This is a genomic window from Celeribacter indicus (assembly GCF_000819565.1).
GTDB lineage: Bacteria > Pseudomonadota > Alphaproteobacteria > Rhodobacterales > Rhodobacteraceae > Celeribacter > Celeribacter indicus.
Genome location: NZ_CP004393.1, coordinates 605,149 through 627,810 on the forward strand (window position 1 = coordinate 605,149; position 22,662 = coordinate 627,810).

The following is a 22,662-nucleotide window of genomic DNA, read 5'->3' on the forward strand; positions in this document are numbered from 1 at the left end:
AGGTCATGTCCGCTCGAGGGCGAGTTTCGCGCCCAGCCCGGCAAAGGAGGCGGCGAAGACGCGGCGTATCCAGCTCATGACGCTCTCGTTTTCGACCACACGCGTCCGCAGCCAGCCTGCTGCCATCGCGTACATCAGGAACACGGCAAAGGTCACGGCGACAAAGCCCGTGCCGAGTTCGATCAGACGCAGTGTCGCGTCCGGCGCCCGTGCGGGAATGAACTGCGGCAGGAAGGCGACGAAGAACATCGGCAGTTTCGGGTTCAGGAGGTTCAGCAGCACCCCGCGCCGGACGAGGGTGAGGGGGCGCTGCGGTGTGGGATCGGCGGTCACCTCCGGGGCTCCGCTGCCCCTGAGTGTCCCCCAGGCCATGTAAAGCAGGTAGGCGACGCCCGCATATTTGATCGCGGAAAACAGCAATGCGGAGCTGTGCAGCACGGCGGCGAGGCCGGCGAGCGCCACGCCGAGATGGACGACGGTGGCCAGGGTACAGCCGAGAACCGCCCACAGACCGGCACGAAAGCCGCGTCCGAGCGTGGTGGACAGGGTATAGATCACCCCGATGCCGGGGGCGAGGCAGACGATGAAGGTGGTCAGCAGGAATTCGACGCTCATGCCGGTTCCCTCAGCACACGCGGCACCTTGAACTCGACATTCTCCTGCGCCGTCTCGATGCGCTCGACCGTCAGGTCGAAGCGCGCGGCGAAGGCGTCGATCACCTCGTTGACCAGCACCTCCGGGGCGGAGGCCCCGGCGGTGATGCCGACGGCGCGGATGCCGTCGAGGGCGCGCCAGTCGATGTCGGCGGCGCGCTGCACGAGCTGGGAATAGGCACAGCCATTGGCGCGGCCGACCTCCACGAGGCGCTTGCTGTTCGAACTGTTCGGTGCGCCGATCACCAGGAGCGCGTCGATCGCGGGCGCGATCGCCTTGACCGCCGCCTGCCGGTTGGTTGTGGCGTAACAGATATCTTCCTTGTGCGGCCCCACGATGGCCGGAAACCGCGCCTTCAGCGCCGCCACGATCCCGGCGGTGTCATCGACCGACAGCGTCGTCTGGGTGATGAACGCGAGCCGGTCGGGATCGCGCACCTCGAGCCCCGCCACGTCCTCCGGTTTCTCCACGAGAAGCACCTCGCCCTCCGGAAGCTGTCCCATCGTGCCGATGGTCTCCGGGTGTCCGGCATGGCCGATCATGATCATCTGGAGGCCGTTCTCGTGGTGACGCTCGGCCTCGATATGGACCTTGGAGACCAGCGGACAGGTCGCGTCGACATAGACCATCTCGCGCTTCGCCGCCTCGGCGGGCACGGCCTTCGGCACGCCATGGGCGGAAAAGATCACCGGCCGGTCGTCCGGGCATTCGGCGAGCTCCTCGACGAAGACCGCCCCCTTTTCGCGCAGGCCGTCCACCACGAACTTGTTGTGCACGATCTCATGGCGCACATAGACCGGCGGCCCCCATTTCTCGAGCGCCATCTCGACGATCTTGATCGCCCTGTCGACGCCCGCGCAAAAGCCGCGCGGTGCCGCGAGATAAAGGGTGAGAGGGGATCTGGTCATGGCGCGCTCCTGTTCTCTCCCACAGGTATTGGCTTGTGCGCCGGAGTGCAACGTCTCCAAACGATGACCCCCGCGCGCGGCGGGGGCACTCTCAGTTGTCGTCGCTGTCGTCGTCGCGCGGCTCGCGCGGCGGGCGGCCGATCACTTCGCGCAGCTCGTCGAGCTCGATGAACGTGTCGGCCTGGCGGCGCAGCTCGTCGGCGATCATCGGCGGCTGGGTGCGGATCGTGGAGACGACGGACACGCGCACGCCCTGGCGCTGGAGGCTCTCCACCAGCGGGCGGAAATCGCCGTCGCCGGAGAACAGGACGATATGATCGACGCGGGGCGCGAGTTCCATCGCGTCGACCGTCAGTTCGATGTCCATGTTGCCCTTGATCTTGCGGCGGCCCATGGAGTCGGTGAATTCCTTGGCCGGTTTCGTGACCATGCTGAACCCGTTGTAGTTCAGCCAGTCGACCAGCGGGCGGATCGGTGAGTAGTCGTCGTTTTCAAGCAGGGCGGTGTAGTAGAAGGCACGCAGCAGCTTGCCGCGGCGCATGAATTCCTGTCGGAGAAGTTTGTAATCGATATCGAACCCGAGCGACTTCGCAGCGGCGTAGAGATTCGACCCATCGATGAACAAGGCAAGCCGTTCATCTTTGTAAAACATTTACGGGATCCTTTTGGGTTTGATTCTTGGGTCCGTCCCAATTGGCAGACCATTGTCGTGGCTTTCTGTGCGTGTGAGTAGTATGAAACATGCCAAACGGGAACTTGTCTAAAAATATAGGGCCCGAACAGGGGGCGTCAGCGTGATTACGGCAGAATTTGCAAAAAAACGCGCATGGATCGCCTTCGGGGCCAATCTGCCCTCTGGCGTCGGCGCGCCCCTCGTCACCCTGCGCGCCGCTGCCGCGCGGCTCGCCGGGCCGGACGTCGGACTCGAAGCGTGCAGCCGGATCTACGAAACGCCCTGTTTTCCCGCCGGCGCAGGGCCGGATTATCTGAACTTCGCGGTCGGGATCCGCACCGCACTGGCCCCTGAGGCGCTTCTGGCGCGGCTTCACGAGATCGAGGCGGAGTTCGGCAGGACGCGCGAGACGCGCTGGGCGGGGCGCAGTCTCGATCTCGATCTCCTGGCGATGGAGGGGGAGATCCGTCCCGATGCGGAGGCGGTGCGCGGCTGGATCGACCTGCCGGTCGAGGACCAGCGCCGCCGCGCCCCCGAGGAGCTCATCCTGCCGCATCCGCGCATCCAGGATCGCGCCTTCATGCTGATTCCCTTCGCCGATCTCGCGCCGGACTGGTGCCACCCCGTGCTCGGCCAAACCGTCGCACAGATGCTCGCCGCCCGACCCGAGGCGGAGAAAACCGCGGTAAAAGCGGTTGCGGGGCTTGAAATCCTCGTGAATTAGGGGGAAACGGCGCTTGTCAAGAAGGAGGGTTGGGCCTACATAGGGCGCTCAACCCCCGTCAGTCAGTACGATTGGAGATCCCATGGCCCGCGTGACCGTTGAAGATTGCGTCGACAAGGTTCCGAACCGTTTCGAGCTCGTGATGCTCGCCGCGCATCGTGCGCGCGAGATCGCCTCCGGTTCGCACCTCACCGTCGACCGCGACAACGACAAGAATCCGGTGGTGGCCCTGCGCGAGATCGCCGAGGAGACCCAGTCCGCCGACGCCCTGCGCGAGCGCATGATCGAGAGCCAGCAGACCCAGATCGAGGTCGATGAGCCCGAGGACGATCAGATGGCGCTGCTGATGGGGCAGGAACAGGACAAGCCCGCGGATGACGACATGTCCGAGGAAAAACTCCTGCGGGCTCTGATGGAAGCCCAGGGGCAGCAGTAAGCCGGCGCGCGCACGCGCCCGGATGCCCCGGAGAACGGAGTTCGCGGACCGAAATGATCGACGTCGAAGACCTGATCGCACTGGTCCGCAACTACAATCCCAAGACCGATGCCGATCTGATCCGGGAGGCCTACGCCTACGGGCGCGAGATGCACGAGGGGCAGTTTCGCCGCTCGGGTGAACCCTATTTCACCCATCCCGTCGCGGTCGCGGCCATCCTGACCGAGCAGGCGCTCGACGACGCGACGATCGTCACCGCGCTTCTGCATGACACGATCGAGGATACACGCGCCTCCTATGCCGAGGTCGCCCGCCGGTTCGGCGAGGAAATCGCCGAACTCGTCGACGGGGTGACGAAGCTCACCAACCTCCAGCTGTCCTCGACGGAGACCAAGCAGGCGGAAAACTTCCGCAAGCTCTTCATGGCGATGTCGAAGGATCTGCGCGTCATCCTCGTCAAACTCGCCGACCGCCTGCACAACATGCGCACGATCAAGTCGATGAAGCCGGAAAAGCAGCTTCAGAAGGCGCGCGAGACGATGGACATCTTCGCTCCGCTTGCCGGTCGCATGGGGATGCAGTGGATGCGCGAGGAGCTTGAGGACCTGTCCTTCCGGGTGATCAATCCCGAGGCGCGCAATTCGATCATCCGCCGTTTCATCACGCTCCAGCGCGAAACCGGCGACGTGATCCACAAGATCACCAACGACATCCGTGCCGAACTCGACCGCGAGGGCATCGACGCCGACGTGTTCGGCCGGGCGAAGAAACCCTATTCGATCTGGCGCAAGATGGAGGAGAAGCAGCAGAGCTTCTCCCGCCTCTCCGACATCTACGGCTTTCGCGTCATCACCCGGTCGGAAATGGATTGCTACCGCGTCCTCGGCGTGATCCACCAGCGCTGGCGCGCCGTGCCGACCCGGTTCAAGGACTATATCAGCCAACCCAAATCGAATGGCTACCGTTCCATCCACACCACGGTGTCGGGCCGCGACGGCAAGCGGGTCGAGGTGCAGATCCGCACCCGCCAGATGCACGAGGTGGCCGAAAGCGGCGTGGCCGCGCACTGGTCCTACCGCGACGGCGTGCGGGCGCAGAACCCCTTTGCCGTCGATCCGGCGAAATGGCTCGCCCAGCTCACCGAACGGTTCGAGAACGCCGAGGATCACTCCGAATTCCTCGAGCATGTGAAGCTCGAGATGTATTCCGACAAGGTCTTCACCTTCACCCCGAAGGGCGAGGTCGTGAGCCTGCCGAAAGGCGCCACGCCCCTCGACTATGCCTATGCGATCCATACCCGGATCGGGGACAGTTGCGTTGGCGCGAAGGTGGACGGCATCCGCGTGCCGCTCTGGACGCGGCTGAAGAACGGGCAGAGCGTGGAGATCCTCACCGCCGAGGGCCAGCGCCCGCAGGCGACCTGGCTCGACATCGTCGTGACGGGCCGCGCGAAGGCCGCGATCCGCAAGTCCCTGCGCGAGGAGGATCGCGAACGTTTCGTCAAGCTGGGGCGCGAACTCGTGCGCGTGGCCTTCGACCATGTCGGCAAGCGGGCGACCGACAAGGTGCTCGCCACGGCGGCCAAGCAGCTTTCGCTCACCTCGGCGGAGGAACTTCTCGCCCGGCTCGGTTCGGCGGAGCTTTCCGCGGCGGCGGTGGTGCGCGCCGTCTATCCCGAACTCGTGCGGCAGGGCGGCGAAATCGACGCGCGGCGCGCGGTGCTCGGCCTGTCCGACGGCGAAAGCTACAACCGCGCCAATTGCTGCCAGCCGGTGCCGGGCGAACGGATCGTCGGCATTACCTATCGCGGCAAGGGCGTGGTCATCCACGCCATCGACTGTCCGGCGCTGGCCGAGCTCGAGGCGGAGACGCATCGCTGGGTCGATCTGCACTGGCATGCCGGGCCGCATGCGCCCGAGCACACCGTCTCGCTCGACCTGACGATCTCCAACGACACGGGCGTGATGGGACGCATCTGCACCGTGATCGGCGAGCAGAAGGCCAATATCTCCGACCTGAACTTCATCGACCGCAAACCGGATTATTTCCGGCTGATCGTCGATGTCGACCTGCGGGACGTGGAGCATCTTCACGCGGTGATGCTGGCGCTCGAGGCGGAAAACGACGTCGCACGGGTGCGCCGCTACAGAAACATGGACAGAAAGCCCTGAGACGGGAGAACCAGCGGGGGAATTTTGGTCTTCAAGCGTCGGGATAAACTCACGCCGCTGAAATGGGTGGCGCGGTCGATCTGGCCCAAGGGCGGCTGGTCGCGCAGCGCGCGCTATCTTCAGCACCGGCTGCATCGCCTTCCCGACACGCCGCACAAGATCGCCCGCGGCGTCTTTGCGGGGATCTTTGCCGTCTTTACGCCCTTCTACGGGCTGCATTTCGTCATCGCCTACCTTCTCGCGAAACTGGCGCGCGGCAATGTCATCGCGGCGCTCCTGGCGACCTTCGTCGGCAATCCGCTGACCTATGTGCCGATCGGCATCGTCTCGCTCAAGATGGGCCATTTCATCCTCGGCACGAGCTTCACCGAGGCGCACGAGCGCTCCTTTGCGGGCAAGTTCTACGATGCCGCGGACGACTTGTGGAGCAATCTCGTCGCGTTCTTCACCAACCAGGACATGAACTGGGACGCCCTGTCGCGCTTCGTGCACGAGGTGTTCTGGCCCTATCTCGTGGGCGGGATCCTTCCGGGGATCGCCGCGGGGCTCGCGGGCTATTTCGTCATCCTGCCGATGATCGCCGCCTATCAGCATCGCCGCCGTGGCCGGCTCAAGGCCAAGCTCGAGGAACTGCGCCGCAAGAAAGCGGGGACGAAGCCGCCTTCGGACTGATCCGCGCGCCGGCTGCGGGGATTGCCGGTTTCCTTTCCGCAGACGCACGTTATTGTCCGGCCAGAGACGACGACCCAAGGACTACCGCCATGACCGCCCCGACCAAGCTGCGCCTCGGCATGAACATCGACCACGTCGCCACCGTGCGCAACGCGCGCGGCTCGGCCTATCCCGATCCGGTGCGCGCCGCGACGCTGGCCGAGGAGGCGGGGGCGGACGGGATCACCGCGCACCTGCGCGAGGACCGTCGCCACATCACAGATGCGGATATCGACGCGCTCATGGCGGCGCTGAACCTGCCGCTCAACCTCGAGATGGCCGCGACGGAAGAGATGCAGAGGATCGCGCTGCGCCACAGGCCGCACGCGATCTGCCTCGTGCCCGAGAAGCGCGAGGAGCGGACGACCGAAGGCGGGCTCGAGGTGGCGCGGGAGGAAAACCGCCTCGCCCATTTCATCGCGCCGCTGCGTGACGCCGGCTGCCGCGTATCGATCTTCATCGCCGCCGACCGGCCGCAGATCGAGGCCGCGCACCGCATCGGTGCCGCCGTGGTCGAACTCCATACTGGCGCCTACTGCGATTTCCATGCCGAGGGAAAATTGCGCGAGCGCGACGACGAGCTGGAGCGGCTGACCGAGATGGCCGCCTATGCACAGTCGCTCGGGCTCGAGGTGCATGCCGGCCACGGGCTGACCTACGACACGGTCAAGCCCGTCGCCGCCCTGCCGGAAATCGCCGAACTCAACATCGGCCATTTCCTGATCGGGGAGGCGATCTTCCGCGGCATCGGGCCCGCCATCCGGGAAATGCGCCGCCTGATGGACGAAGCGCGGGCAGGGCGCTAAATTCGGGCCCATGAAACGCCTGCTTCCGATCCTGTTCGCCCTCCTCGCCGCGCCGCTTGCCGCGCAATCCGTGATCGACTGCGGGTCGCAGAGCCATGCCCGCAACCTCGTGGAGCCCTGGGAGGAGACGACCCGCACCTTCGCCAATGGCGAGGTGCGCGTGACCCTTCTCGATACGGTCGAACCGGCCGGATCGCCCTTCTACCTGCTCCTGCTCTCGCCGCCGCGCGACGAGCTTGGCGGGCGCCAGTGCCGGGTGATCGCGGACAGGCCAGATGGCGCGGGCTTCTGGAGCCTGGGCTTCGCGGAGCTGGAGGCGGAATACGATCCCGCACGCGGTCTCGTCTTCACCCTGCCCGCCGGACGGATCCCCGAAGGCGCGGCGGATCCGGCGCCGGGGCGCCTCACCGTCGTGCTGAACCAGTCCACCGGCGAGATCGACACCGCATACGAGGCCGTCGAGTGATCCTCGGCATCGGCACCGACCTTGCCAATATCGACCGGATTTCGGGCACGCTCGAACGTTTCGGCACGCGGTTCAAGGATCGCGTCTTTACGGAGACGGAACAGCGCAAGGCCGAACGCCGCCGCGATGTCGCCGGCACCTATGCCAAGCGATGGGCCGCGAAGGAGGCCTGTTCGAAAGCCCTGGGCACTGGCCTCGCCATGGGGATCTCGTGGAAGGACATGGCGGTGAGAAATCTTCACACCGGTCAGCCCGTCATGGAGGTGACGGGGTGGGCGAAGGAGCGGCTCGACGCGATGACCCCGCCCGGACACGAGGCGATCATCCATGTGACGCTGACCGACGATCACCCCTGGGCCCAGGCCTTCGTCGTGATCGAGGCACGGCCGCGCAGAGGCTGACGGCGCCGGACCTCGCACCCCCCATGTGCATTGGGTTTGCCTTGACACCCCTCGCGCCGCCTTCCATGAACGCCTGTGAGCCGCGCCAACCGCCAGAAGGACTCGTGACCCAGATGAGCAGCACCAAAGACAGCCTGGTCGAAACCATCAAAACCATCGTCTACGCGCTGTTGATCGCCGGGATCTTCCGCACGTTCTTCTTCCAGCCCTTCTACATCCCGTCGAGTTCGATGAAGGACACGCTGCTCATCGGCGATTTCCTCTTCGTCAACAAGATGAGCTACGGCTATTCGAAATGGTCCTGTCCGAAGCTCGTGAACTTCCTCTGCCCGATCTCCGGGCGGATCCTCGGTTCCGAACCGGAACGCGGGGACATCGTCGTCTTCGAGCACCCGACGCAGCACCGCACCTTCGTCAAGCGGCTGATCGGCCTGCCCGGCGACCAGATCCAGATGCGCGGGGGCGTGATCTATCTCAACGGTGAAGAGGTGCCGCAGACCGAAGACGGCGTCTTCACCGAAACCTATGCACCCCAGGGCGCCGCCGGCAGCCTGCCGCGCTGCGCCAACCCGGCGCCGGGGATCGGCGGGGAATGCGTGAAGGAGAAATACGTGGAGACCCTGCCGGGGGGACGGCAGCACTCGGTCCTCAACGTCGGCACCACGCGCGTCGACGACACCGGCGTCTTCACCGTGCCCGCGGGGCAGTATTTCTTTCTCGGGGACAACCGCGACAACTCCGCCGACAGCCGTGTGGCGCAGCCCGCGGGCGTCGGCTTCGTGCCGGAACAGTATCTTCTCGGCCGGGTGGATCGCGTGATGTTCTCCTCGGGCGGCAAGCATCTCGTCTATGTCTGGTCCTGGCGCAAGGATCGCTTCTTCAAGGCGTTGCAGTGAAACTCGGGGCGGACCTCAAGGCGTTCGAGAAACGCCTCGGCCACAGCTTTCGCGATCCCGCGCTCCTGGTGCGCGCGCTCACGCACAGCTCGATCTCCTCGCCGACGCGGCCAGACAACCAGCGGCTCGAATTCCTGGGCGACCGCGTGCTCGGGCTGGTGATGGCCGAGGCGCTGTTCGAGGCGGACAGGAGCGCGTCGGAGGGACAGCTCGCCCCGCGCTTCAACGCGCTCGTGCGCAAGGAGACCTGCGCCGAGGTGGCCCGCGAGCTCGATCTCGGCGCGGTGCTGAAGCTCGGCCGGTCTGAAATGATGTCGGGCGGACGGCGCAAGGAGGCGCTCCTCGCCGACGCGATGGAGGCGGTGATCGCCGCCGTTTACCGCGATGGCGGGTTCGACGCGGCGAAGGCGCTCGTGCGCGGGCTCTGGGAAAAGCGGATCGGCGCGGTGGAGGCGGATGCGCGCGACGCCAAGACCGCACTTCAGGAATGGGCGCAGGCGCGCGGGCAGAAACCGCCGAGCTATAGCGAACTTGCACGCAAGGGGCCGGACCACGCGCCGGTCTTCACCATCGAGGTCACCCTCGAAAGCGGGCAGAGCGCAAGCGCCGAGGCCATGTCGAAGCGCCAGGCCGAACAGGCGGCCGCCAAGGCGCTGTTGCTGAGATTGGAGGCCGGGAATGGCTGAAACGAAAGCGGGATTCGTCGCCCTCATCGGAGAACCGAACGCGGGGAAATCGACGCTCCTGAACCGGATGGTCGGCGCAAAGGTGTCGATCGTGACCCACAAGGTGCAGACCACCCGCGCGCGCATCCGCGGTGTGGCGATGGAGGGCGACAGCCAGATCGTCTTCGTGGACACGCCGGGGATCTTCAAGCCGAAGCGGCGGCTCGACCGGGCCATGGTCACAGCGGCCTGGGGCGGGGCGGCGGATGCCGATATCGTGGTGCTGCTGATCGAGGCGCATCGCGGGATCACCGAAGGCGTGGAGGCCATCCTCGCCGCGCTCGACGCCCATTCGAACCCGAACCAGAAGATCGCGCTGGCGATCAACAAGATCGACATGGTGCCGGTCGAGACGCTGCTCGCGCTCGCGCAGGACATGAACGCGCGCCGGGCCTTCGACGAGACCTTCATGATCTCCGCCGAGAAGGGCAAGGGCGTGGCAGACCTGCGCAAGTGGCTGGCCGCGGAACTGCCGGAGGGGCCGTGGCTCTATCCCGAGGACCAGATCGCCGACCTGCCGATGCGGATGATCGCCGCCGAGATGACGCGCGAGAAGCTCACGCTCAACCTGCATCAGGAACTGCCCTACCAGCTCACCGTCGAGACCGAGAGCTGGGAGGAGCGCAAGGACGGCTCCGCCCGCGTCGATCAGGTGATCTACGTCACCCGCGACGGGCACAAGGGCATCATCCTCGGCAAGGGCGGCGAGACGATCAAGCGGATCTCCCGCGCCGCACGCGAGGAACTGTCGGAGTTCCTCGGTCGCAAGGTGCATCTGTTCCTTCAGGTGAAGGTGCGCCCGAACTGGCTCGAGGAGGCCGAGCGCTACGGCGAGATGGGCCTCGATTTCAAAGATGGCAACTAGGCTCGCCGCCGGCGTCTGGGTCTCGGCCTATCTCACCCGGCTGAGGCTCGCGGACATTCCCGCCTTCGTCGTCCACCGGGGCGATGCGACGGCGGGGGCGGTGATGGTGAAGCTCAACACGCTCGACGGGCGTGCGGCGGCCTATCAGCGCGCGTTCAACCTGATGGAGGACCGTCGCGACTGGACGGTGCTCGCAGAGGGGCCGGAGCGCGAGGTGGATGCGGCGCTCGCGCGCCAGCGCGGTTTCGATCCCGACCTCTGGGTGATCGAGGTGGAGGACCGGCAGGGCCGCACGCTGCTGGACGAGCCGGGCCTGTCCGATTGACCTCGCGCCCGTGACGGCGCAGGGTGACGTGAGTATTTTCGGCAGCAAAAAGCAGGGACGGCCATGATCGAATGGCGGGACGAGGGCGTGGTGCTCGCCGTGCGCAGGCATGGCGAGACCTCGGTGATCGTCGAGGTCTTCACCCACGGTCATGGGCGCCACGCGGGGGTGGTGCGCGGCGGCATCTCGCGCAGGATGACGCCGCATCTCCAGCCGGGCGGGCAGGTGGCGGTGACGTGGAAGGCGCGGCTCGAGGATCATCTGGGCGCCTTCGCCGTCGAACCGCTCCGGAGCCGCGCGCATGTGATGGCCGATCCCATGGCGCTGGCGGGCCTGACCGCGATGACCGCCATGCTCTCGTCGCTGCTGCCCGAGCGGGAGGCGCATGGCTATCTCTACGCCGAAAGCCTCGCGCTGTTCGACCGGATCGGGACGGATCCGCGCTGGCCGCTGGCCTATCTGCATTGGGAAGTGTCGCTTCTCGAGGAACTGGGATTCGGCCTCGACCTTTCCGCCTGTGCCGTCACCGGCTCGCCGGACGATCTCATCTATGTCTCGCCGAAGACCGGCCGCGCGGTCAGCCGGCAGGGCGCGGGGGAATGGGCCGGCCGGCTCCTGCCGCTGCCGCAATGCCTTCTGGGCCAGTCCTCGCTCGATTATGCCGAGATCGGGGAGGGGCTTGCCACCACGGGCCATTTCCTGACGAAGATCGCGGCGGAACTGTCCGACCGGCCGCTGCCCGCGGCGCGGGAGCGGTTTCTCGACCGGCTCGCGAAGAGGGCGGCTCAGGAGGCGCCACCCTTTTGACAGGGATGGCAGGGAGATCAGCCGAGCAGACGGCGTGCGATGACCTGCGCCTGGATCTCCCCCGCGCCTTCGAAGATGTTGAGGATGCGCGCGTCGCAGAGAATGCGGCTGATCTGGTATTCCAGGGCGAAACCGTTGCCCCCATGGATCTGGAGCGCATTGTCCGCCGCCGCCCAGGCGACACGCGCGGCAAGCAGTTTCGCCATCCCCGCCTCGATATCGCAGCGATGGCCGTGGTCCTTTTCCCAGGCGGAGAAATAGGTGAGCTGCCGCGCCACCATGATCTCGACCGCCATCATCGCGAGTTTGCCGGAGACGCGGGGAAAGTCGATGAGCGGCTTGCCGAACTGCCTGCGCTCTTCGGCATATTGCAGGCCGACCTCGAGCGCGTTCTGGGCGACGCCGATGGCACGGGCGGCGGTCTGGATCCGGGCGCTCTCGAAGGTCTGCATGAGCTGCTTGAACCCCTGTCCCTCCTCGCCGCCCAGAAGGTTCTCCGCCTTCACCTCGAACCCGTCGAAGGCGAGCTCGTATTCCTTCATCCCGCGATAGCCCAGCACCTCGATCTCCCCGCCGGTCATGCCGGCGGTCGGGAAGGGATTACCCTCCGTTCCGGGCGTCTTCTCCGCGAGGAACATCGACAGGCCGCGGTAATCCGTCGTCGCCGGGTCCGTGCGCGCGAGAAGCGTCATCACATTGGCGCGCGCCGCATGGGTGATCCAGGTCTTGTTGCCGGTGATCCTGTAGGTCTCGCCCTCCCGGACCGCACGGGTGCGCAGGCTGCCGAGATCGGAGCCCGTGTTGGGTTCGGTGAACACCGCGGTCGGCAGCACCTCGGCGGAGGAGATCTTCGGCAGCCATTCCGCCTTCTGCGCATCGGTGCCGCCCGAGAGGATCAGCTCGGCTGCGATCTCCGACCGTGTGCCGAGAGAGCCGACGCCGATATAGCCGCGCGACAATTCCTCCGAGACGACGACCATCGCCGCCTTGGGAAAGCCGAAGCCGCCGAATTCCTCCGGGATCGTCAGGCCGAAGACGCCCATGTCGGCAAGCTCCCCGATCACCGACATCGGGATCAGCTCGTCCCGCAGGTGCCAGTCATGCGCGAAGGGGGCGACCTTTTCATCGGCATAGCGCCGGAACTGGTCGCGCACCATCTCGAGCTCCTCGTCGAGGCCCGAGGCGCCGAAGGTCGCATGGCCCGTGTTGTCGCGCATCAGCGCCACGAGCCGCGTGCGCGCGGCGGCGCTGTTGCCGTCGAGCATGAGCCGGACGACCTCTTCCCTGGACGGGGGGACGAGGCCGAGCCCGAGATCGGAGAGGCGCACGATCTCGCCCTGGTTCATCGGGATCCCGCCGTAGATCTGGCTCAGATATTCCCCGAAGGCGATCTGGTGGAGGAGCTGTTCCATCTCGCCGAAGCGGCCCTCTCCGGTCAGGGTTTCGGCCCATTTCTGCATCTGGCGCAGCGCCTCGACATAGGTGGCGAGCCAGGCAAGCCCGTGCACGGCGGTCTGGTTCTCCTCGATCTTCCGGCCCGACACGCGATCCCCGTCCAGGCATTCGCCGCGCAACGCCCCCCGCGCCCGGTCGAGCAGGGCTTCGACAGGCGCGACCGCGGCGCCCGTCAGCGCGAGCAGATCGGGCAGGATCGGGTTCGTCACGGTCATCTCCTCATGATCAAGGGCCATGGGCTCTCTCCTTCGGCATCTCTTGGGCCTGTCTAGCGCCTTTGCAGTCGCAGCGCAATATTATTCTGATATAATCAGCTCATGGGAATTAAAGTGTCGCAACGGCTTTTGCGCCACAGGCGGTGTCGAACCCGTCGCAGCGCCCGTGCTTTGCGCTGGCCAAGCCCCGGCGAAGCGCCTAACTGGAGGCATGTTCGATACCCTTCTGTCCCTCCTCACCCCGTCGCAGATCGTCTTTGCCTTCGCCGTCACCCTCGTCGCCGGCTTCGTCAAGGGCGCCACCGGCTTTGCGATGCCGATGATCATGATCTCCGGCCTCGGATCCATCCTCGCCCCGGAAACCGCGCTTGCGGGGATCATCGTTTCCACCGTGCTTCTGAACCTCTGGCAGTCTCTGCGCGGCGGGGTGGCGGAGGCAATCGCGGCGGCCCGGCTCTACCGGCTCTATATCGTTGCGCTGCTGGTGTTCATCGTGCTCTCCGCGCAGCTCGTCGTCGTGCTGCCGCAGTCGGTGGTCTTCCTCTCGCTCGGTCTGATCATCGTCGGCCTCGCCGCCTATCTCCTGATCGGGCGCGCGCTGCGCATCTCCGAGGGGCATCGCAGCTTCTATGATCTCGGTCTCGGTGCCCTCTCCGGGCTGATCGGCGGCATCTCCGGCATCTGGGGGCCGCTGACCATTGCCTATCTCACCGCGGCGGACACGCCGAAAAAGCAGCAGATCAAGATCACCGGCGTCATCTTCGGCACCGGATCGCTGACGCTGCTGTTCGCGCATCTGCGCTCCGGCGTGCTGAATCCGCAGACCCTGACGCTTTCAGGAACGCTGTTCCTGCCGGCGCTGGTCGGGATGGCGCTGGGACAGCGCGTCCAGGACCGTCTCGACCAGCAGAAATTCAAACGCGCGACGCTCATCGTGCTGCTTCTTGCAGGCGCGAACCTGATCCGCCGCGGGCTGGTCTGAACCGCCCGCTCCGTCCGGCGGTCCGGCAAAGGAAAACGCCCCGGCACGGGGCCGGGGCGTCTGTCTGCCTTTCGGGTGGGGCGGATCAGCCGATCGCGGCGGCTTTCACGTCCTCGTCGATATAGGGCAGGTATTGCTCGAAATTGTCGGCGAACATCTTCACCAGCTTCTCGGCCTGCGCATCGAAGGCTTCCTTGTCGGCCCAAGTGCGGCGCGGGTCGAGCAGCAGGTCGGCCACGCCCGGAACGGAGACCGGAACCTCGAAGCCGAAATGCTCGTCCTTGCGGAACTCGACATTGGCGAGCGACCCGTCGAGCGCGGCGTGCAGCAGCGTGCGCGTCGCCTTGATCGGCATCCGCGAGCCGGTGCCGAAGGCGCCGCCGGTCCAGCCGGTGTTCACGAGCCAGCAGGTCGCGCCGTGCTTGGCGATCTTGTCGCGCAGCAGGTTGCCATAGGCCTCCGGACGGCGCGGCATGAAGGGCGCGCCGAAACAGGTGGAGAAGGTCGGAATCGGCTCGGTCACACCCACTTCGGTGCCCGGCGTCTTGGACGTGAAGCCGGAAAGGAAGTGATACATCGCCTGCGCCGGGGTGAGCCGCGCGATCGGCGGCAGGACGCCATAGGCGTCGCAGGTCAGCAGGATGATATTTTTCGGATGCCCGCCGAGCGCGGTGTCGGAGGCGTTCGAGATATAGTGCAGCGGATAGGCGCAGCGCATGTTGTCGGTGATCGAGTTGTCCTCGAAATCGAGCTCCTTGGTATGCGCGTCATAAACCATGTTCTCGATCACGGTGCCGAATTTCGACGTGGTCGCGTAGATCTCCGGCTCGGCCTCGGCCGAGAGGTTGATCGTCTTCGCGTAGCAGCCGCCCTCGAAGTTGAACGTGCCGCGTTCCGACCAGCCGTGCTCGTCGTCGCCGATCAGCACGCGCGAGGGATCGGCGGAAAGCGTCGTCTTGCCGGTGCCCGACAGGCCGAAGAAGATCGCCGTGTCGACCGGGTTGTTCGGCGCGTGGTTGGCGGAACAGTGCATTGCCATGATGCCCTTGCCCGGAAGGATGTAGTTCAGCAGCGTGAACACGCCCTTCTTGTTTTCGCCGGCATATTGCGTGCCGCCGATCAGGATCAGCTTTTTCGTGAAGTTGAGCGCGATCACCGTGCCCGAGCGGCAGCCGTGCTTCTCCGGGTCGGCGGTGAAGGTCGGGCAGTTGATGATCGTGTAATCGGCGGTGAAATCGTCGAGCTCCCTGAGCTCGGGACGGCGCAGCATCGTGCGGATGAACAGCCCGTGCCAGGCGAGTTCGGTGACGACGCGCACGTCGAGACGATGCGCCGGGTCCGCACCACCATAGAGATCCTCGACGAAATAGTCCTTGCCCTTCATGTGCTCGAGCATGTCGGCATAGAGCACATCGAACTTCGCAGGATCCATCGGCTTGTTGTTTTCCCACCAGATCGTGTCTTCGACCTCCGGGGTTCGTACCACGAACTTGTCCTTTGGCGACCGCCCGGTGTGTTCCCCAGTCGTCACCATCAGCGAGCCGCCCTTGCCGAGCGTGCCTTCGCCCCGCTTGAGCGCCTCTTCGATCAATGCCGGTTCGAGAAGGTTGTAGTAGACATTGCCAAGCCCGGTGATGCCTTGATCGTCCAATGTGAAAGCCGGGTTCACGCGTCCGGTTGTCATGAGTTCAACTCCCCGCCTCGTCGGCGTTTTGAATAGGTCAGTCTCGCGAAAGGGCCATTCGCGGCCGGGCGATCCCTGACACCCGACCGGGTTGCTATATCACGCGAGCCGCTCGCGTAAACAGCAAGGAAATCAGTTGGTAGCGCAACCATGCCGCAGGTAGCGCAAACAGGCGAAAACCCGTCTACCGAAAGCTGACCGTTTGGACAGGGAACGGCGGGAGGTGAGGCAATTTAGCCATTCCTTGAAATTTTCCGATTTGGATGATCCGGTCCGGGGCCGTGATTCGCGGTTTCGCTTGATCTGGAGAGGTGAAAACCGGATGATGCCGCAAAAAACAGATTTTCATAGAGCAATAGAGCAGTTGAAGGAACGGAAAATGTCTCGCATCGCGCTGGTAGATGACGATCGGAATATTCTTACTTCCGTCTCCATGACCCTTGAGGCAGAGGGATTTGAGGTGGAGACCTACAATGACGGCCAATCGGCGCTGGACGCGTTCAGCAAGCGCCTCCCCGACATGGCGGTCTTCGACATCAAGATGCCGCGCATGGACGGCATGGACCTGCTTCAGCGCGTCCGCCAGAAGACGAACATGCCCGTGATCTTCCTGACCTCCAAGGACGACGAGATCGACGAGGTGCTGGGGCTGCGGATGGGGGCCGATGACTATGTGAAGAAGCCGTTTTCGCAACGCCTCCTCGTCGAACGGATCCGCGCGCTCCTGCGCCGCCAGGAGGCGATGGCGGGGGCGGAGACCGGCGAGGCCGAGGAGACGAAGGTCATGGTGCGCGGCGGGCTGGAGATGGATCCGCTGCGCCACGCCGTGACCTGGAAGGGCAGGGACGTGACGCTCACCGTCACCGAATTCCTCCTGCTCCAGGCGCTCGCGCAGCGTCCGGGCTTCGTCAAGTCGCGCGATCAGCTCATGGACGTGGCCTATGACGACCAGGTCTATGTCGACGACCGGACGATCGACAGCCATATCAAGCGCCTGCGCAAGAAGATGCGCAGCGTCGATCCCGATTTCGCGGCGATCGAGACGCTCTATGGCATCGGGTACAGGTATAACGAGGAGTAATGGTCTTTTCCCCCCGCATGGACAGGCCGGCGAAACGCAGGCGCGAGAACGCGGATGTCGTGCTCGGCGATGACTGGATCGCGCCGCGCACCTCCGACGCCGACCTGCGCGCGCGGCGCGAGGGGCGCCGCTTCATCGCGATCAACCGCTCCCCGCTGGCGCAGAAGATCGTCACCTTCAACCTCGTCGCCATCATCCTGATGGTCGCGGGCATCCTCTACCTCAACCCCTTCCGCGACAGCCTCGTGACCCAGCGCGAGATGGCGATGGTGACGGAGGCCGCGCTGATTGCCGACATGATCGAGGTCTACGCCGGCGAGGACGGTGTGCCCGGCGGCATGGCCAGCGCGGAGGGAGCCCGCAGGATCGCGGAGGTGATCGCCATCCCCTTGCGCGAGCATGTCTACGTCTATGACCGCGAGGGCGCGCTCATCGCCTCGACAGAGGGCCTCCCGCGCGTGCGGCCGACCAATGTCGCCGGCCTTCAGGACGAACGGCGGACGACCGTCATCTCCGATTTCCTCAACAATATCTGGTCCGCGATCACCCCCGCGCGGTCCGCGGAGAACGCCGTGATCGCCGAGGACGCGGCGCGCGTCGCCCCGCTCGTTGCACGGACGCTCGGAAACGAGATCAATGTCGACACCAGCGTCGACGCCCATGGCCTGACGGTCTTCACCGTGGCCGCGCCGATCACGCGCGAGGTGGACGGCCGGGTGGAGACGCTCGGCGTCGTCGGCCTCGTCTCCGGCGAGGGGGAGATCGACGAACTCGTCCGGGTGGAGCGCGAACAGATCCTCCAGGTCTTCGTCATCGCCTTCCTCGTCTCCATCGGGCTGAGCCTCGTGCTCGCCTCCACCATCGCCAATCCGCTCGCCGATCTCGCCGCCGCCGCCGAAATCGGCCGGGACAAGAACAGCCGCAAACTCGCTCCGGGGCGCGTGCGCATCCCCGATCTCTCCGGCCGCCCCGACGAGATCGGCCGGCTCTCCTCCGCGCTGCGCGGCATGGTCTCCGCGCTCTACGACCGGATCGACGCGAACGAACAGTTCGCCGCCGACGTCGCCCACGAGATCAAGAACCCCCTCGCCTCCCTGCGCTCCGCCGTCGGGTCGCTGCGGATGATCCGGAAGGAGGAGCATCGCGAGAAGCTGCTCGACGTGATCGAGCACGACGTGCGCCGCCTCGACCGGCTGGTCTCCGACATCTCCAACGCCTCCCGGCTCGACAGCGAGCTCGTGAAGGAGGACGAGGAGGAATTCGACCTGCTGACCATGCTCGGCAACCTCATCGACTACCTGTCGCAGGAGGCGCAGCGCAATGGGGTCGAATTCATCTCCGACCTGCCCGACACGCCGATCGTCATCTCGGGGCTCGAGGCGCGGCTCGCCCAGGTCTTCGTCAACCTCATCACCAACGCGATCTCCTTCTGCGAGGAGGGCGACGCGATCCGCGTCTGGGTGCGCAAGCGCGACAGCCGGGTGCTCGTGGTGGTGGAGGACACCGGCCCCGGTATCCCCGACCAGGCCCTCTCGAAGATCTTCAGGCGCTTCTACTCCGAACGTCCCGCCGGGCAGTTCGGCAACAACTCCGGCCTCGGTCTCGCGATTTCCAAGCAGATCGTGGAAGCGCACGGCGGCGTCATCTGGGCGGAGAACATCCGCCCGACGGATGCCGACATCACCTCCGAACCTCTCGGCGCGCGCTTCGTCGTCGGCCTGCCGGTCTGACCCGTGGCGCGGGATCCCGGAGCCTCGGGCGACAGGGAGGCGCCGCCGCCGGTCAATCTCCACGCGAGTTGCGTGGCGCTCGACGCGACGCGGGCTCTGCTGATCATGGGGCCGTCGGGCTCGGGCAAGTCCTCGCTCGCGCTCGCGCTGATGGCGCTCGGCGCTCGGCTCGTCTCTGACGACCGCACGCTCCTGCGCCGCGACGCGGAGGGGCAGGCGCTCATGGCCAGCGCGCCCGAGGCGATCGCCGGACTGATCGAGGCGCGCGGCCTCGGCCTGCTCGCCGCCGATCCGCTGCCGGAGGCGCGGCTGTGCGGGCTGGTCGACCTCGCCGCGACCGAGGCCGAGCGGTTGCCAGAGCCGCGCGAACATGTCCTGATCGGAGTTCCGATTCCCCTCATCCGCCGGGTCGACGGACCGCATTTCGCCCCGGCGCTCATCCAATGGCTCAAGGGAGGCCGCCGCGCGTGACCGACGAGACCGGGCAGACGGCATTGACGCAACCGGGGGTCCGGCGCCGGATCGTCCTCGTGACCGGGCCGTCGGGCGCGGGGCGTTCGACCGCGATCAACGCGCTCGAGGATCTGGGCTACGAGGTGATCGACAACCTGCCGATGTCGATCCTGCCGAAGCTGCTGGACGCGCGCGACCTCGCGCGGCCGATGGCGCTGGGCCTCGATGTGCGCAACCGCGACTTTTCGGTCGCCGGGCTGATCGAGGTGATCGACGAACTGACGCGCGATCCGGCGCTCGAGGCGGAGGTGCTCTATCTCGATGCCGAAGCCGATGTCCTGATCCGCCGTTATTCGGAAACGCGCCGCCGCCATCCGCTCGCCCCGGCGGAGACCGCCCAGGACGGCGTGGCGCGGGAAAAGGACCTGCTCGTCCCGATCCGGTCGCGCGCCGATATTCTGATCGACACTTCGGAAATGACGCCGCACCAGTTGCGCGACGAGATCGAGCGCTGGTTCGCGGAGGGCAGCGCCGCCGACATGGCCGTCACCGTCCAGAGCTTTTCCTACAAGCGCGGGATGCCGCGCGGGGTCGACATGGTCTTCGACGTGCGCTTCCTCGCGAACCCCTACTGGGAACCGGCCCTGCGCGGGTTCGACGGCCGCGACGAGGAGGTCAGGGCCCATGTGGAGGCCGACCCGCGATATGCGGCCTTCTTCGGGAAGGTGCTGGAACTGACGCTCCTGCTGCTGCCCGCCTACAGGGAAGAGGGAAAGAAGCACCTCTCCATCGCCTTCGGCTGCACGGGAGGGCAACACAGATCGGTGACGCTGGCCGAAAATCTGGCCAAAGCCCTTGCGGAACATGATTGGCAAGTGTCAATAAGGCACAGGGAACTTGAACGCCGCCGGGGCGGCACGTGATCGGGGAAACTCGCGTGATCGGAATCGTCATCGTCGCGCATGGGGGACTGGCCAAGGAATACCTGGCGGCGGTCGAACATGTCGTGGGCAAGCAGTCGGGGATCGAGGCGATCGCGATCGAGCCGGATCACGACCGCTCTGCCAAGCAGCGGGAAATCTGCACGGCGGCCGACGATGTCGACAGTGGCGACGGTGTCGTGGTGGTGACGGACATGTTCGGCGGCAGCCCCTCGAACCTGTCGCTCATGGCCTGTCACCGCGACAACCGCCGCATCATCTACGGCGCGAACCTGCCGATGCTCATCAAGCTCGCGAAGTCGCGTCACAAGACGGTGAACGAGGCCGTGGTCAACGCGCTCGACGCCGGCCGCAAATATATAGACAGCTTTGACGTGCAGGGCCGCTAGGCGGCGGAACGACAAGAAGAACGACAGGCAGGAACGGGCATGGCATCGGTGACGCGCACCCATGAAATCGTCAACGTGAAGGGGCTGCACGCCCGCGCCTCCGCGAAATTCGTCGAAACCGTCGAGGAATACGATGCCCGCGCCGAGGTTTCCAGGGACGGGATGAGCACCGCCGGCGACAGCATCATGGGGCTTTTGATGTTGGCAGCGTCCAAGGGAAGTCTTATTGACGTCACCACCGACGGGCCCGACGCCGAAGCTCTGGCGGACGCGCTCGAGGCCCTGATCAAGGACAGATTTGGCGAGGATATGTAACGTGTCTCACCCCGACGCAGACGGGACGGAGAACCACGCCCCCAAACCCGGTGATCCCGATTTCGTGCGCTACGACGCGCGCCGGCTGTCCTATGCCGGGACGTTTTCCGATCCGTCAAGGGTCGCGATCATCCGGTCGATCGAATGGGTGACCGGCAAGCTGCCGCTGTTGCGCCGGATCCGCCGGTTCGAACGCATGGGCACGCCGATGGGGCAGCCCTTCTTCCATCAGGCGCTCGAGGTGATGGGGGTCGAGGTGCGCACCCCCGCCGAGCAAATTGCCAAGATCCCCGCGGAGGGGCCGCTCGTCGTGGTCGCCAACCATCCCCACGGGCTTGTCGACGGGCTGGTGATGGCGGATCTGATCGGCCGCGTGCGCACGGATTACAAGATCCTGACGCGCTCGTTGCTGACCGGCATTCGCGAAATCGACCCCTTCATGCTTCCGGTGCCCTTCCCGCACGAGCCCGACAGCCACCGCCAGTCGATCAAGATGCGCAACGAGGCGATGGACCAGCTCCGGGCGGGCGGGGTCATCATCCTGTTTCCCGCCGGGGCCGTGGCCTCCTCCGAGACCTGGTTCGGCCCGGTGAAGGAAAAGCCGTGGAACCCGTTCACGGCGAAGATGGTGCTGAAATCCGGCGCGACCGTGCTGCCGATCTATTTTCCGGGTCGCAACACGCGCCTCTACCAGATCGCGGACAAGATCTCCCCCAGCGTCCGGCAGGGGTTGCTGCTGCACGAGATCGCAAAGGCGCTCGACAAGCCGCAGTCGCCGATCATCGGCGACCCGCTGACGCCGCAGGATCTCGCGCCCTGGCAGGCGAACACGCGCGAATTCATGGACTGGATGCGCACCCACACGCTTGCGCTCGGCGGCCGGACGGACTGAGGCGGCGCCGGACGAAGGGCCGACAGAAGTCCGACGCAAATCCGACCGCCGGAAACGGGCTCCGCACCGGTCGCCTATCGCGTCGGAACCGGCGTTTCGCCCCGGTAATCGTAGAACCCCCGCTGCGTCTTGCGCCCGAGCCAACCCGCCTCGACATATTTCGTCAACAGCGGACAGGGCCGGTATTTCGTATCCGCCAGCCCGTCGTGGAGCACGTTCATGATCGCGAGACAGGTGTCGAGCCCGATGAAATCCGCAAGCTCCAAAGGCCCCATCGGATGGTTCGCGCCGAGCTTCATCGACTCGTCGATCGACTTCACCGACCCCACCCCCTCATAGAGCGTGTAGACCGCCTCGTTGATCATCGGCATCAGGATACGGTTGACGATGAAGGCCGGGAAATCCTCGGCGCTCGCCGCCGTCTTGCCAAGGCTTTCGACGACGCCGAGCAGCGTCTTGAACGTCGGCTCGTCCGTCGCGATCCCGCGGATGAGCTCCACGAGCTTCATCACCGGTACCGGGTTCATGAAGTGGAATCCCATGAATTTTTCCGGTCGGTCGGTGCGCGAGGCGAGCCGGGTGATGGAGATCGACGAGGTGTTCGAGGTGAGGATCGTCTCCGGCTTCAGATGCGGCAGAAGGCGCTCGAAGATCGCGTTCTTCACGTCTTCGCGCTCGGTGGCCGCCTCGATCACCAGGTCGGTCCCGCCCAGGTCCTCGAGCTTCAGCGTGGTGCGGATCCGCCCCACGGCCGCCTGCGCCTCCGCCTCGGAAATCTTCTCCCGCGCGATCTGCCGCTCGAGATTGCGCCGGACCGTGTCCAGCGCACGTTCGAGCGCGTCCTGGGAAATGTCATTGAGCAGAACGTCATAGCCCGCGAGCGCGAAGACATGCGCGATCCCGTTGCCCATCTGTCCCGCGCCGACGACGCCGACCTTGGTGATCTCCATCTGTGCT

Annotated in this window: 26 protein-coding genes; 20 read left to right on the forward strand and 6 right to left on the reverse strand. The window is 65.7% G+C overall.

The annotated features are described in order from the left end of the window. Positions 1-3: 3 nt before the first annotated feature. From P73_RS03045 to P73_RS03055, 3 genes are all read right to left on the reverse strand, one after another. Positions 4-615: a LysE family translocator gene (locus P73_RS03045; protein WP_043868400.1), complete on the reverse strand. Its 612-nt coding sequence runs from the start codon at positions 613-615 to the stop codon at positions 4-6. Beyond that, positions 612-1,562: a 4-hydroxy-3-methylbut-2-enyl diphosphate reductase gene (ispH, locus tag P73_RS03050; RefSeq protein WP_043868401.1), complete on the reverse strand. Its 951-nt coding sequence runs from the start codon at positions 1,560-1,562 to the stop codon at positions 612-614. The genes P73_RS03045 and ispH overlap by 4 nt, the downstream gene beginning before the upstream one ends. Positions 1,563-1,653: 91 nt before the next feature. Beyond that, the gene (locus P73_RS03055) at positions 1,654-2,214 is read right to left on the reverse strand and encodes a LabA-like NYN domain-containing protein (RefSeq protein WP_043868402.1); all 561 of its coding nucleotides are present in this window, start codon (positions 2,212-2,214) and stop codon (positions 1,654-1,656) included. A 142-nt stretch (positions 2,215-2,356) separates the two neighbouring features. On the opposite strand from P73_RS03055, the gene folK reads away from it, so the two are divergent. From folK to recO, 12 genes are all read left to right on the forward strand, one after another. Next, positions 2,357-2,959 carry a 2-amino-4-hydroxy-6-hydroxymethyldihydropteridine diphosphokinase gene (folK, locus tag P73_RS03060; RefSeq protein WP_245629229.1) on the forward strand — a complete coding sequence of 201 codons (603 nt, stop codon included), beginning with the start codon at positions 2,357-2,359 and terminating at the stop codon, positions 2,957-2,959. 82 nt (positions 2,960-3,041) lie between these two features. Continuing rightward, positions 3,042-3,395 carry a DNA-directed RNA polymerase subunit omega gene (rpoZ, locus tag P73_RS03065; protein WP_043868403.1) on the forward strand — a complete coding sequence of 118 codons (354 nt, stop codon included), beginning with the start codon at positions 3,042-3,044 and terminating at the stop codon, positions 3,393-3,395. Positions 3,396-3,448: 53 nt separating this feature from the next. Further along, entirely contained in the window at positions 3,449-5,566 is a 2,118-nt protein-coding gene (locus tag P73_RS03070; protein ID WP_043868404.1) for a RelA/SpoT family protein, read from the forward strand. 24 nt (positions 5,567-5,590) lie between these two features. Next, positions 5,591-6,238, forward strand: coding sequence for a DUF2062 domain-containing protein (locus P73_RS03075; protein ID WP_043868405.1), 648 nt, complete (start codon positions 5,591-5,593; stop codon positions 6,236-6,238). Between the two features lie 89 nt (positions 6,239-6,327). Then, entirely contained in the window at positions 6,328-7,083 is a 756-nt protein-coding gene (locus P73_RS03080) for a pyridoxine 5'-phosphate synthase (protein WP_043868406.1), read from the forward strand. Positions 7,084-7,093: 10 nt separating this feature from the next. Then, positions 7,094-7,549: a hypothetical protein gene (locus P73_RS03085; RefSeq protein ID WP_043868407.1), complete on the forward strand. Its 456-nt coding sequence runs from the start codon at positions 7,094-7,096 to the stop codon at positions 7,547-7,549. After that, a complete protein-coding gene (acpS, locus tag P73_RS03090) occupies positions 7,546-7,950 on the forward strand; it encodes a holo-ACP synthase (RefSeq protein WP_043868408.1) in 405 nt (134 codons plus the stop codon). Before P73_RS03085 ends, acpS begins: the two co-directional genes overlap by 4 nt. Before the next feature lie 113 nt (positions 7,951-8,063). Continuing rightward, the gene (gene lepB, locus P73_RS03095) at positions 8,064-8,846 is read left to right on the forward strand and encodes a signal peptidase I (protein ID WP_043868409.1); all 783 of its coding nucleotides are present in this window, start codon (positions 8,064-8,066) and stop codon (positions 8,844-8,846) included. Next, positions 8,843-9,532 carry a ribonuclease III gene (gene rnc / locus P73_RS03100; protein WP_043868410.1) on the forward strand — a complete coding sequence of 230 codons (690 nt, stop codon included), beginning with the start codon at positions 8,843-8,845 and terminating at the stop codon, positions 9,530-9,532. Before lepB ends, rnc begins: the two co-directional genes overlap by 4 nt. Then, positions 9,525-10,436 (forward strand): GTPase Era, encoded by a 912-nt coding sequence (era, locus tag P73_RS03105; protein ID WP_043868411.1) that lies wholly within the window; start codon positions 9,525-9,527, stop codon positions 10,434-10,436. The genes rnc and era overlap by 8 nt, the downstream gene beginning before the upstream one ends. After that, entirely contained in the window at positions 10,426-10,761 is a 336-nt protein-coding gene (locus P73_RS03110; protein ID WP_043868412.1) for a DUF1491 family protein, read from the forward strand. Before era ends, P73_RS03110 begins: the two co-directional genes overlap by 11 nt. Before the next feature lie 63 nt (positions 10,762-10,824). Continuing rightward, positions 10,825-11,568 (forward strand): DNA repair protein RecO, encoded by a 744-nt coding sequence (gene recO, locus P73_RS03115; RefSeq protein ID WP_043868413.1) that lies wholly within the window; start codon positions 10,825-10,827, stop codon positions 11,566-11,568. A gap of 17 nt (positions 11,569-11,585) precedes the next feature. Here recO and P73_RS03120 read toward each other — a convergent pair whose 3' ends face one another. Continuing rightward, on the reverse strand, positions 11,586-13,259 hold the full coding sequence (locus P73_RS03120) for an acyl-CoA dehydrogenase family protein (protein ID WP_043868414.1): 1,674 nt from the start codon (positions 13,257-13,259) through the stop codon (positions 11,586-11,588). A gap of 190 nt (positions 13,260-13,449) precedes the next feature. Here P73_RS03120 and P73_RS03125 point away from each other — a divergent pair, with 190 nt between their 5' ends. Beyond that, positions 13,450-14,220 (forward strand): sulfite exporter TauE/SafE family protein, encoded by a 771-nt coding sequence (locus P73_RS03125; protein WP_043868415.1) that lies wholly within the window; start codon positions 13,450-13,452, stop codon positions 14,218-14,220. 85 nt (positions 14,221-14,305) lie between these two features. Here the strand turns inward: P73_RS03125 and P73_RS03130 are convergent, their stop codons facing one another. Beyond that, a complete protein-coding gene (locus P73_RS03130; protein WP_043868416.1) occupies positions 14,306-15,904 on the reverse strand; it encodes a phosphoenolpyruvate carboxykinase in 1,599 nt (532 codons plus the stop codon). Between the two features lie 379 nt (positions 15,905-16,283). On the opposite strand from P73_RS03130, the gene P73_RS03135 reads away from it, so the two are divergent. Genes P73_RS03135 through P73_RS03165 form a run of 7 tightly spaced genes read left to right on the forward strand, consistent with a single transcriptional unit; the run spans position 16,284 to position 21,705 of the window. Next, positions 16,284-16,985 carry a response regulator transcription factor gene (locus tag P73_RS03135; protein ID WP_043868417.1) on the forward strand — a complete coding sequence of 234 codons (702 nt, stop codon included), beginning with the start codon at positions 16,284-16,286 and terminating at the stop codon, positions 16,983-16,985. Further along, complete coding sequence (locus tag P73_RS03140; protein WP_052453014.1) at positions 16,985-18,715, forward strand: sensor histidine kinase; 1,731 nt, start codon at positions 16,985-16,987, stop codon at positions 18,713-18,715. Before P73_RS03135 ends, P73_RS03140 begins: the two co-directional genes overlap by 1 nt. A gap of 3 nt (positions 18,716-18,718) precedes the next feature. Next, the gene (locus P73_RS03145) at positions 18,719-19,186 is read left to right on the forward strand and encodes an HPr kinase/phosphorylase (protein ID WP_074743334.1); all 468 of its coding nucleotides are present in this window, start codon (positions 18,719-18,721) and stop codon (positions 19,184-19,186) included. Positions 19,187-19,209: 23 nt separating this feature from the next. Next, positions 19,210-20,091, forward strand: coding sequence for an RNase adapter RapZ (gene rapZ, locus P73_RS03150; RefSeq protein ID WP_052453529.1), 882 nt, complete (start codon positions 19,210-19,212; stop codon positions 20,089-20,091). 14 nt (positions 20,092-20,105) lie between these two features. Further along, the gene (locus P73_RS03155) at positions 20,106-20,498 is read left to right on the forward strand and encodes a PTS sugar transporter subunit IIA (RefSeq protein WP_043871353.1); all 393 of its coding nucleotides are present in this window, start codon (positions 20,106-20,108) and stop codon (positions 20,496-20,498) included. A 39-nt stretch (positions 20,499-20,537) separates the two neighbouring features. After that, the gene (locus P73_RS03160; RefSeq protein WP_043868419.1) at positions 20,538-20,813 is read left to right on the forward strand and encodes an HPr family phosphocarrier protein; all 276 of its coding nucleotides are present in this window, start codon (positions 20,538-20,540) and stop codon (positions 20,811-20,813) included. Position 20,814: 1 nt separating this feature from the next. Next, positions 20,815-21,705: a lysophospholipid acyltransferase family protein gene (locus P73_RS03165; protein WP_043868420.1), complete on the forward strand. Its 891-nt coding sequence runs from the start codon at positions 20,815-20,817 to the stop codon at positions 21,703-21,705. A gap of 74 nt (positions 21,706-21,779) precedes the next feature. Here the strand turns inward: P73_RS03165 and P73_RS03170 are convergent, their stop codons facing one another. Continuing rightward, positions 21,780-22,655 carry a 3-hydroxybutyryl-CoA dehydrogenase gene (locus P73_RS03170; protein WP_043868421.1) on the reverse strand — a complete coding sequence of 292 codons (876 nt, stop codon included), beginning with the start codon at positions 22,653-22,655 and terminating at the stop codon, positions 21,780-21,782. Between the last annotated feature and the right edge of the window lie 7 nt (positions 22,656-22,662).

Coding starts and splice junctions, on each gene's coding strand:
- recO (WP_043868413.1), top strand. CDS start 10,825: ATGATCGAATGGCGGGACGAGGGCGTGGTGCTCGCCGTGCGCAGGCAT.
- P73_RS03130 (WP_043868416.1), bottom strand. CDS start 15,904: ATGACAACCGGACGCGTGAACCCGGCTTTCACATTGGACGATCAAGGC.
- P73_RS03045 (WP_043868400.1), bottom strand. CDS start 615: ATGAGCGTCGAATTCCTGCTGACCACCTTCATCGTCTGCCTCGCCCCC.
- P73_RS03140 (WP_052453014.1), top strand. CDS start 16,985: ATGGTCTTTTCCCCCCGCATGGACAGGCCGGCGAAACGCAGGCGCGAG.
- P73_RS03120 (WP_043868414.1), bottom strand. CDS start 13,259: ATGGCCCTTGATCATGAGGAGATGACCGTGACGAACCCGATCCTGCCC.
- P73_RS03135 (WP_043868417.1), top strand. CDS start 16,284: ATGTCTCGCATCGCGCTGGTAGATGACGATCGGAATATTCTTACTTCC.
- rpoZ (WP_043868403.1), top strand. CDS start 3,042: ATGGCCCGCGTGACCGTTGAAGATTGCGTCGACAAGGTTCCGAACCGT.
- ispH (WP_043868401.1), bottom strand. CDS start 1,562: ATGACCAGATCCCCTCTCACCCTTTATCTCGCGGCACCGCGCGGCTTT.
- P73_RS03070 (WP_043868404.1), top strand. CDS start 3,449: ATGATCGACGTCGAAGACCTGATCGCACTGGTCCGCAACTACAATCCC.
- P73_RS03085 (WP_043868407.1), top strand. CDS start 7,094: ATGAAACGCCTGCTTCCGATCCTGTTCGCCCTCCTCGCCGCGCCGCTT.
- P73_RS03170 (WP_043868421.1), bottom strand. CDS start 22,655: ATGGAGATCACCAAGGTCGGCGTCGTCGGCGCGGGACAGATGGGCAAC.
- P73_RS03160 (WP_043868419.1), top strand. CDS start 20,538: ATGGCATCGGTGACGCGCACCCATGAAATCGTCAACGTGAAGGGGCTG.
- P73_RS03110 (WP_043868412.1), top strand. CDS start 10,426: ATGGCAACTAGGCTCGCCGCCGGCGTCTGGGTCTCGGCCTATCTCACC.
- P73_RS03080 (WP_043868406.1), top strand. CDS start 6,328: ATGACCGCCCCGACCAAGCTGCGCCTCGGCATGAACATCGACCACGTC.
- P73_RS03125 (WP_043868415.1), top strand. CDS start 13,450: ATGTTCGATACCCTTCTGTCCCTCCTCACCCCGTCGCAGATCGTCTTT.
- P73_RS03055 (WP_043868402.1), bottom strand. CDS start 2,214: ATGTTTTACAAAGATGAACGGCTTGCCTTGTTCATCGATGGGTCGAAT.
- era (WP_043868411.1), top strand. CDS start 9,525: ATGGCTGAAACGAAAGCGGGATTCGTCGCCCTCATCGGAGAACCGAAC.
- lepB (WP_043868409.1), top strand. CDS start 8,064: ATGAGCAGCACCAAAGACAGCCTGGTCGAAACCATCAAAACCATCGTC.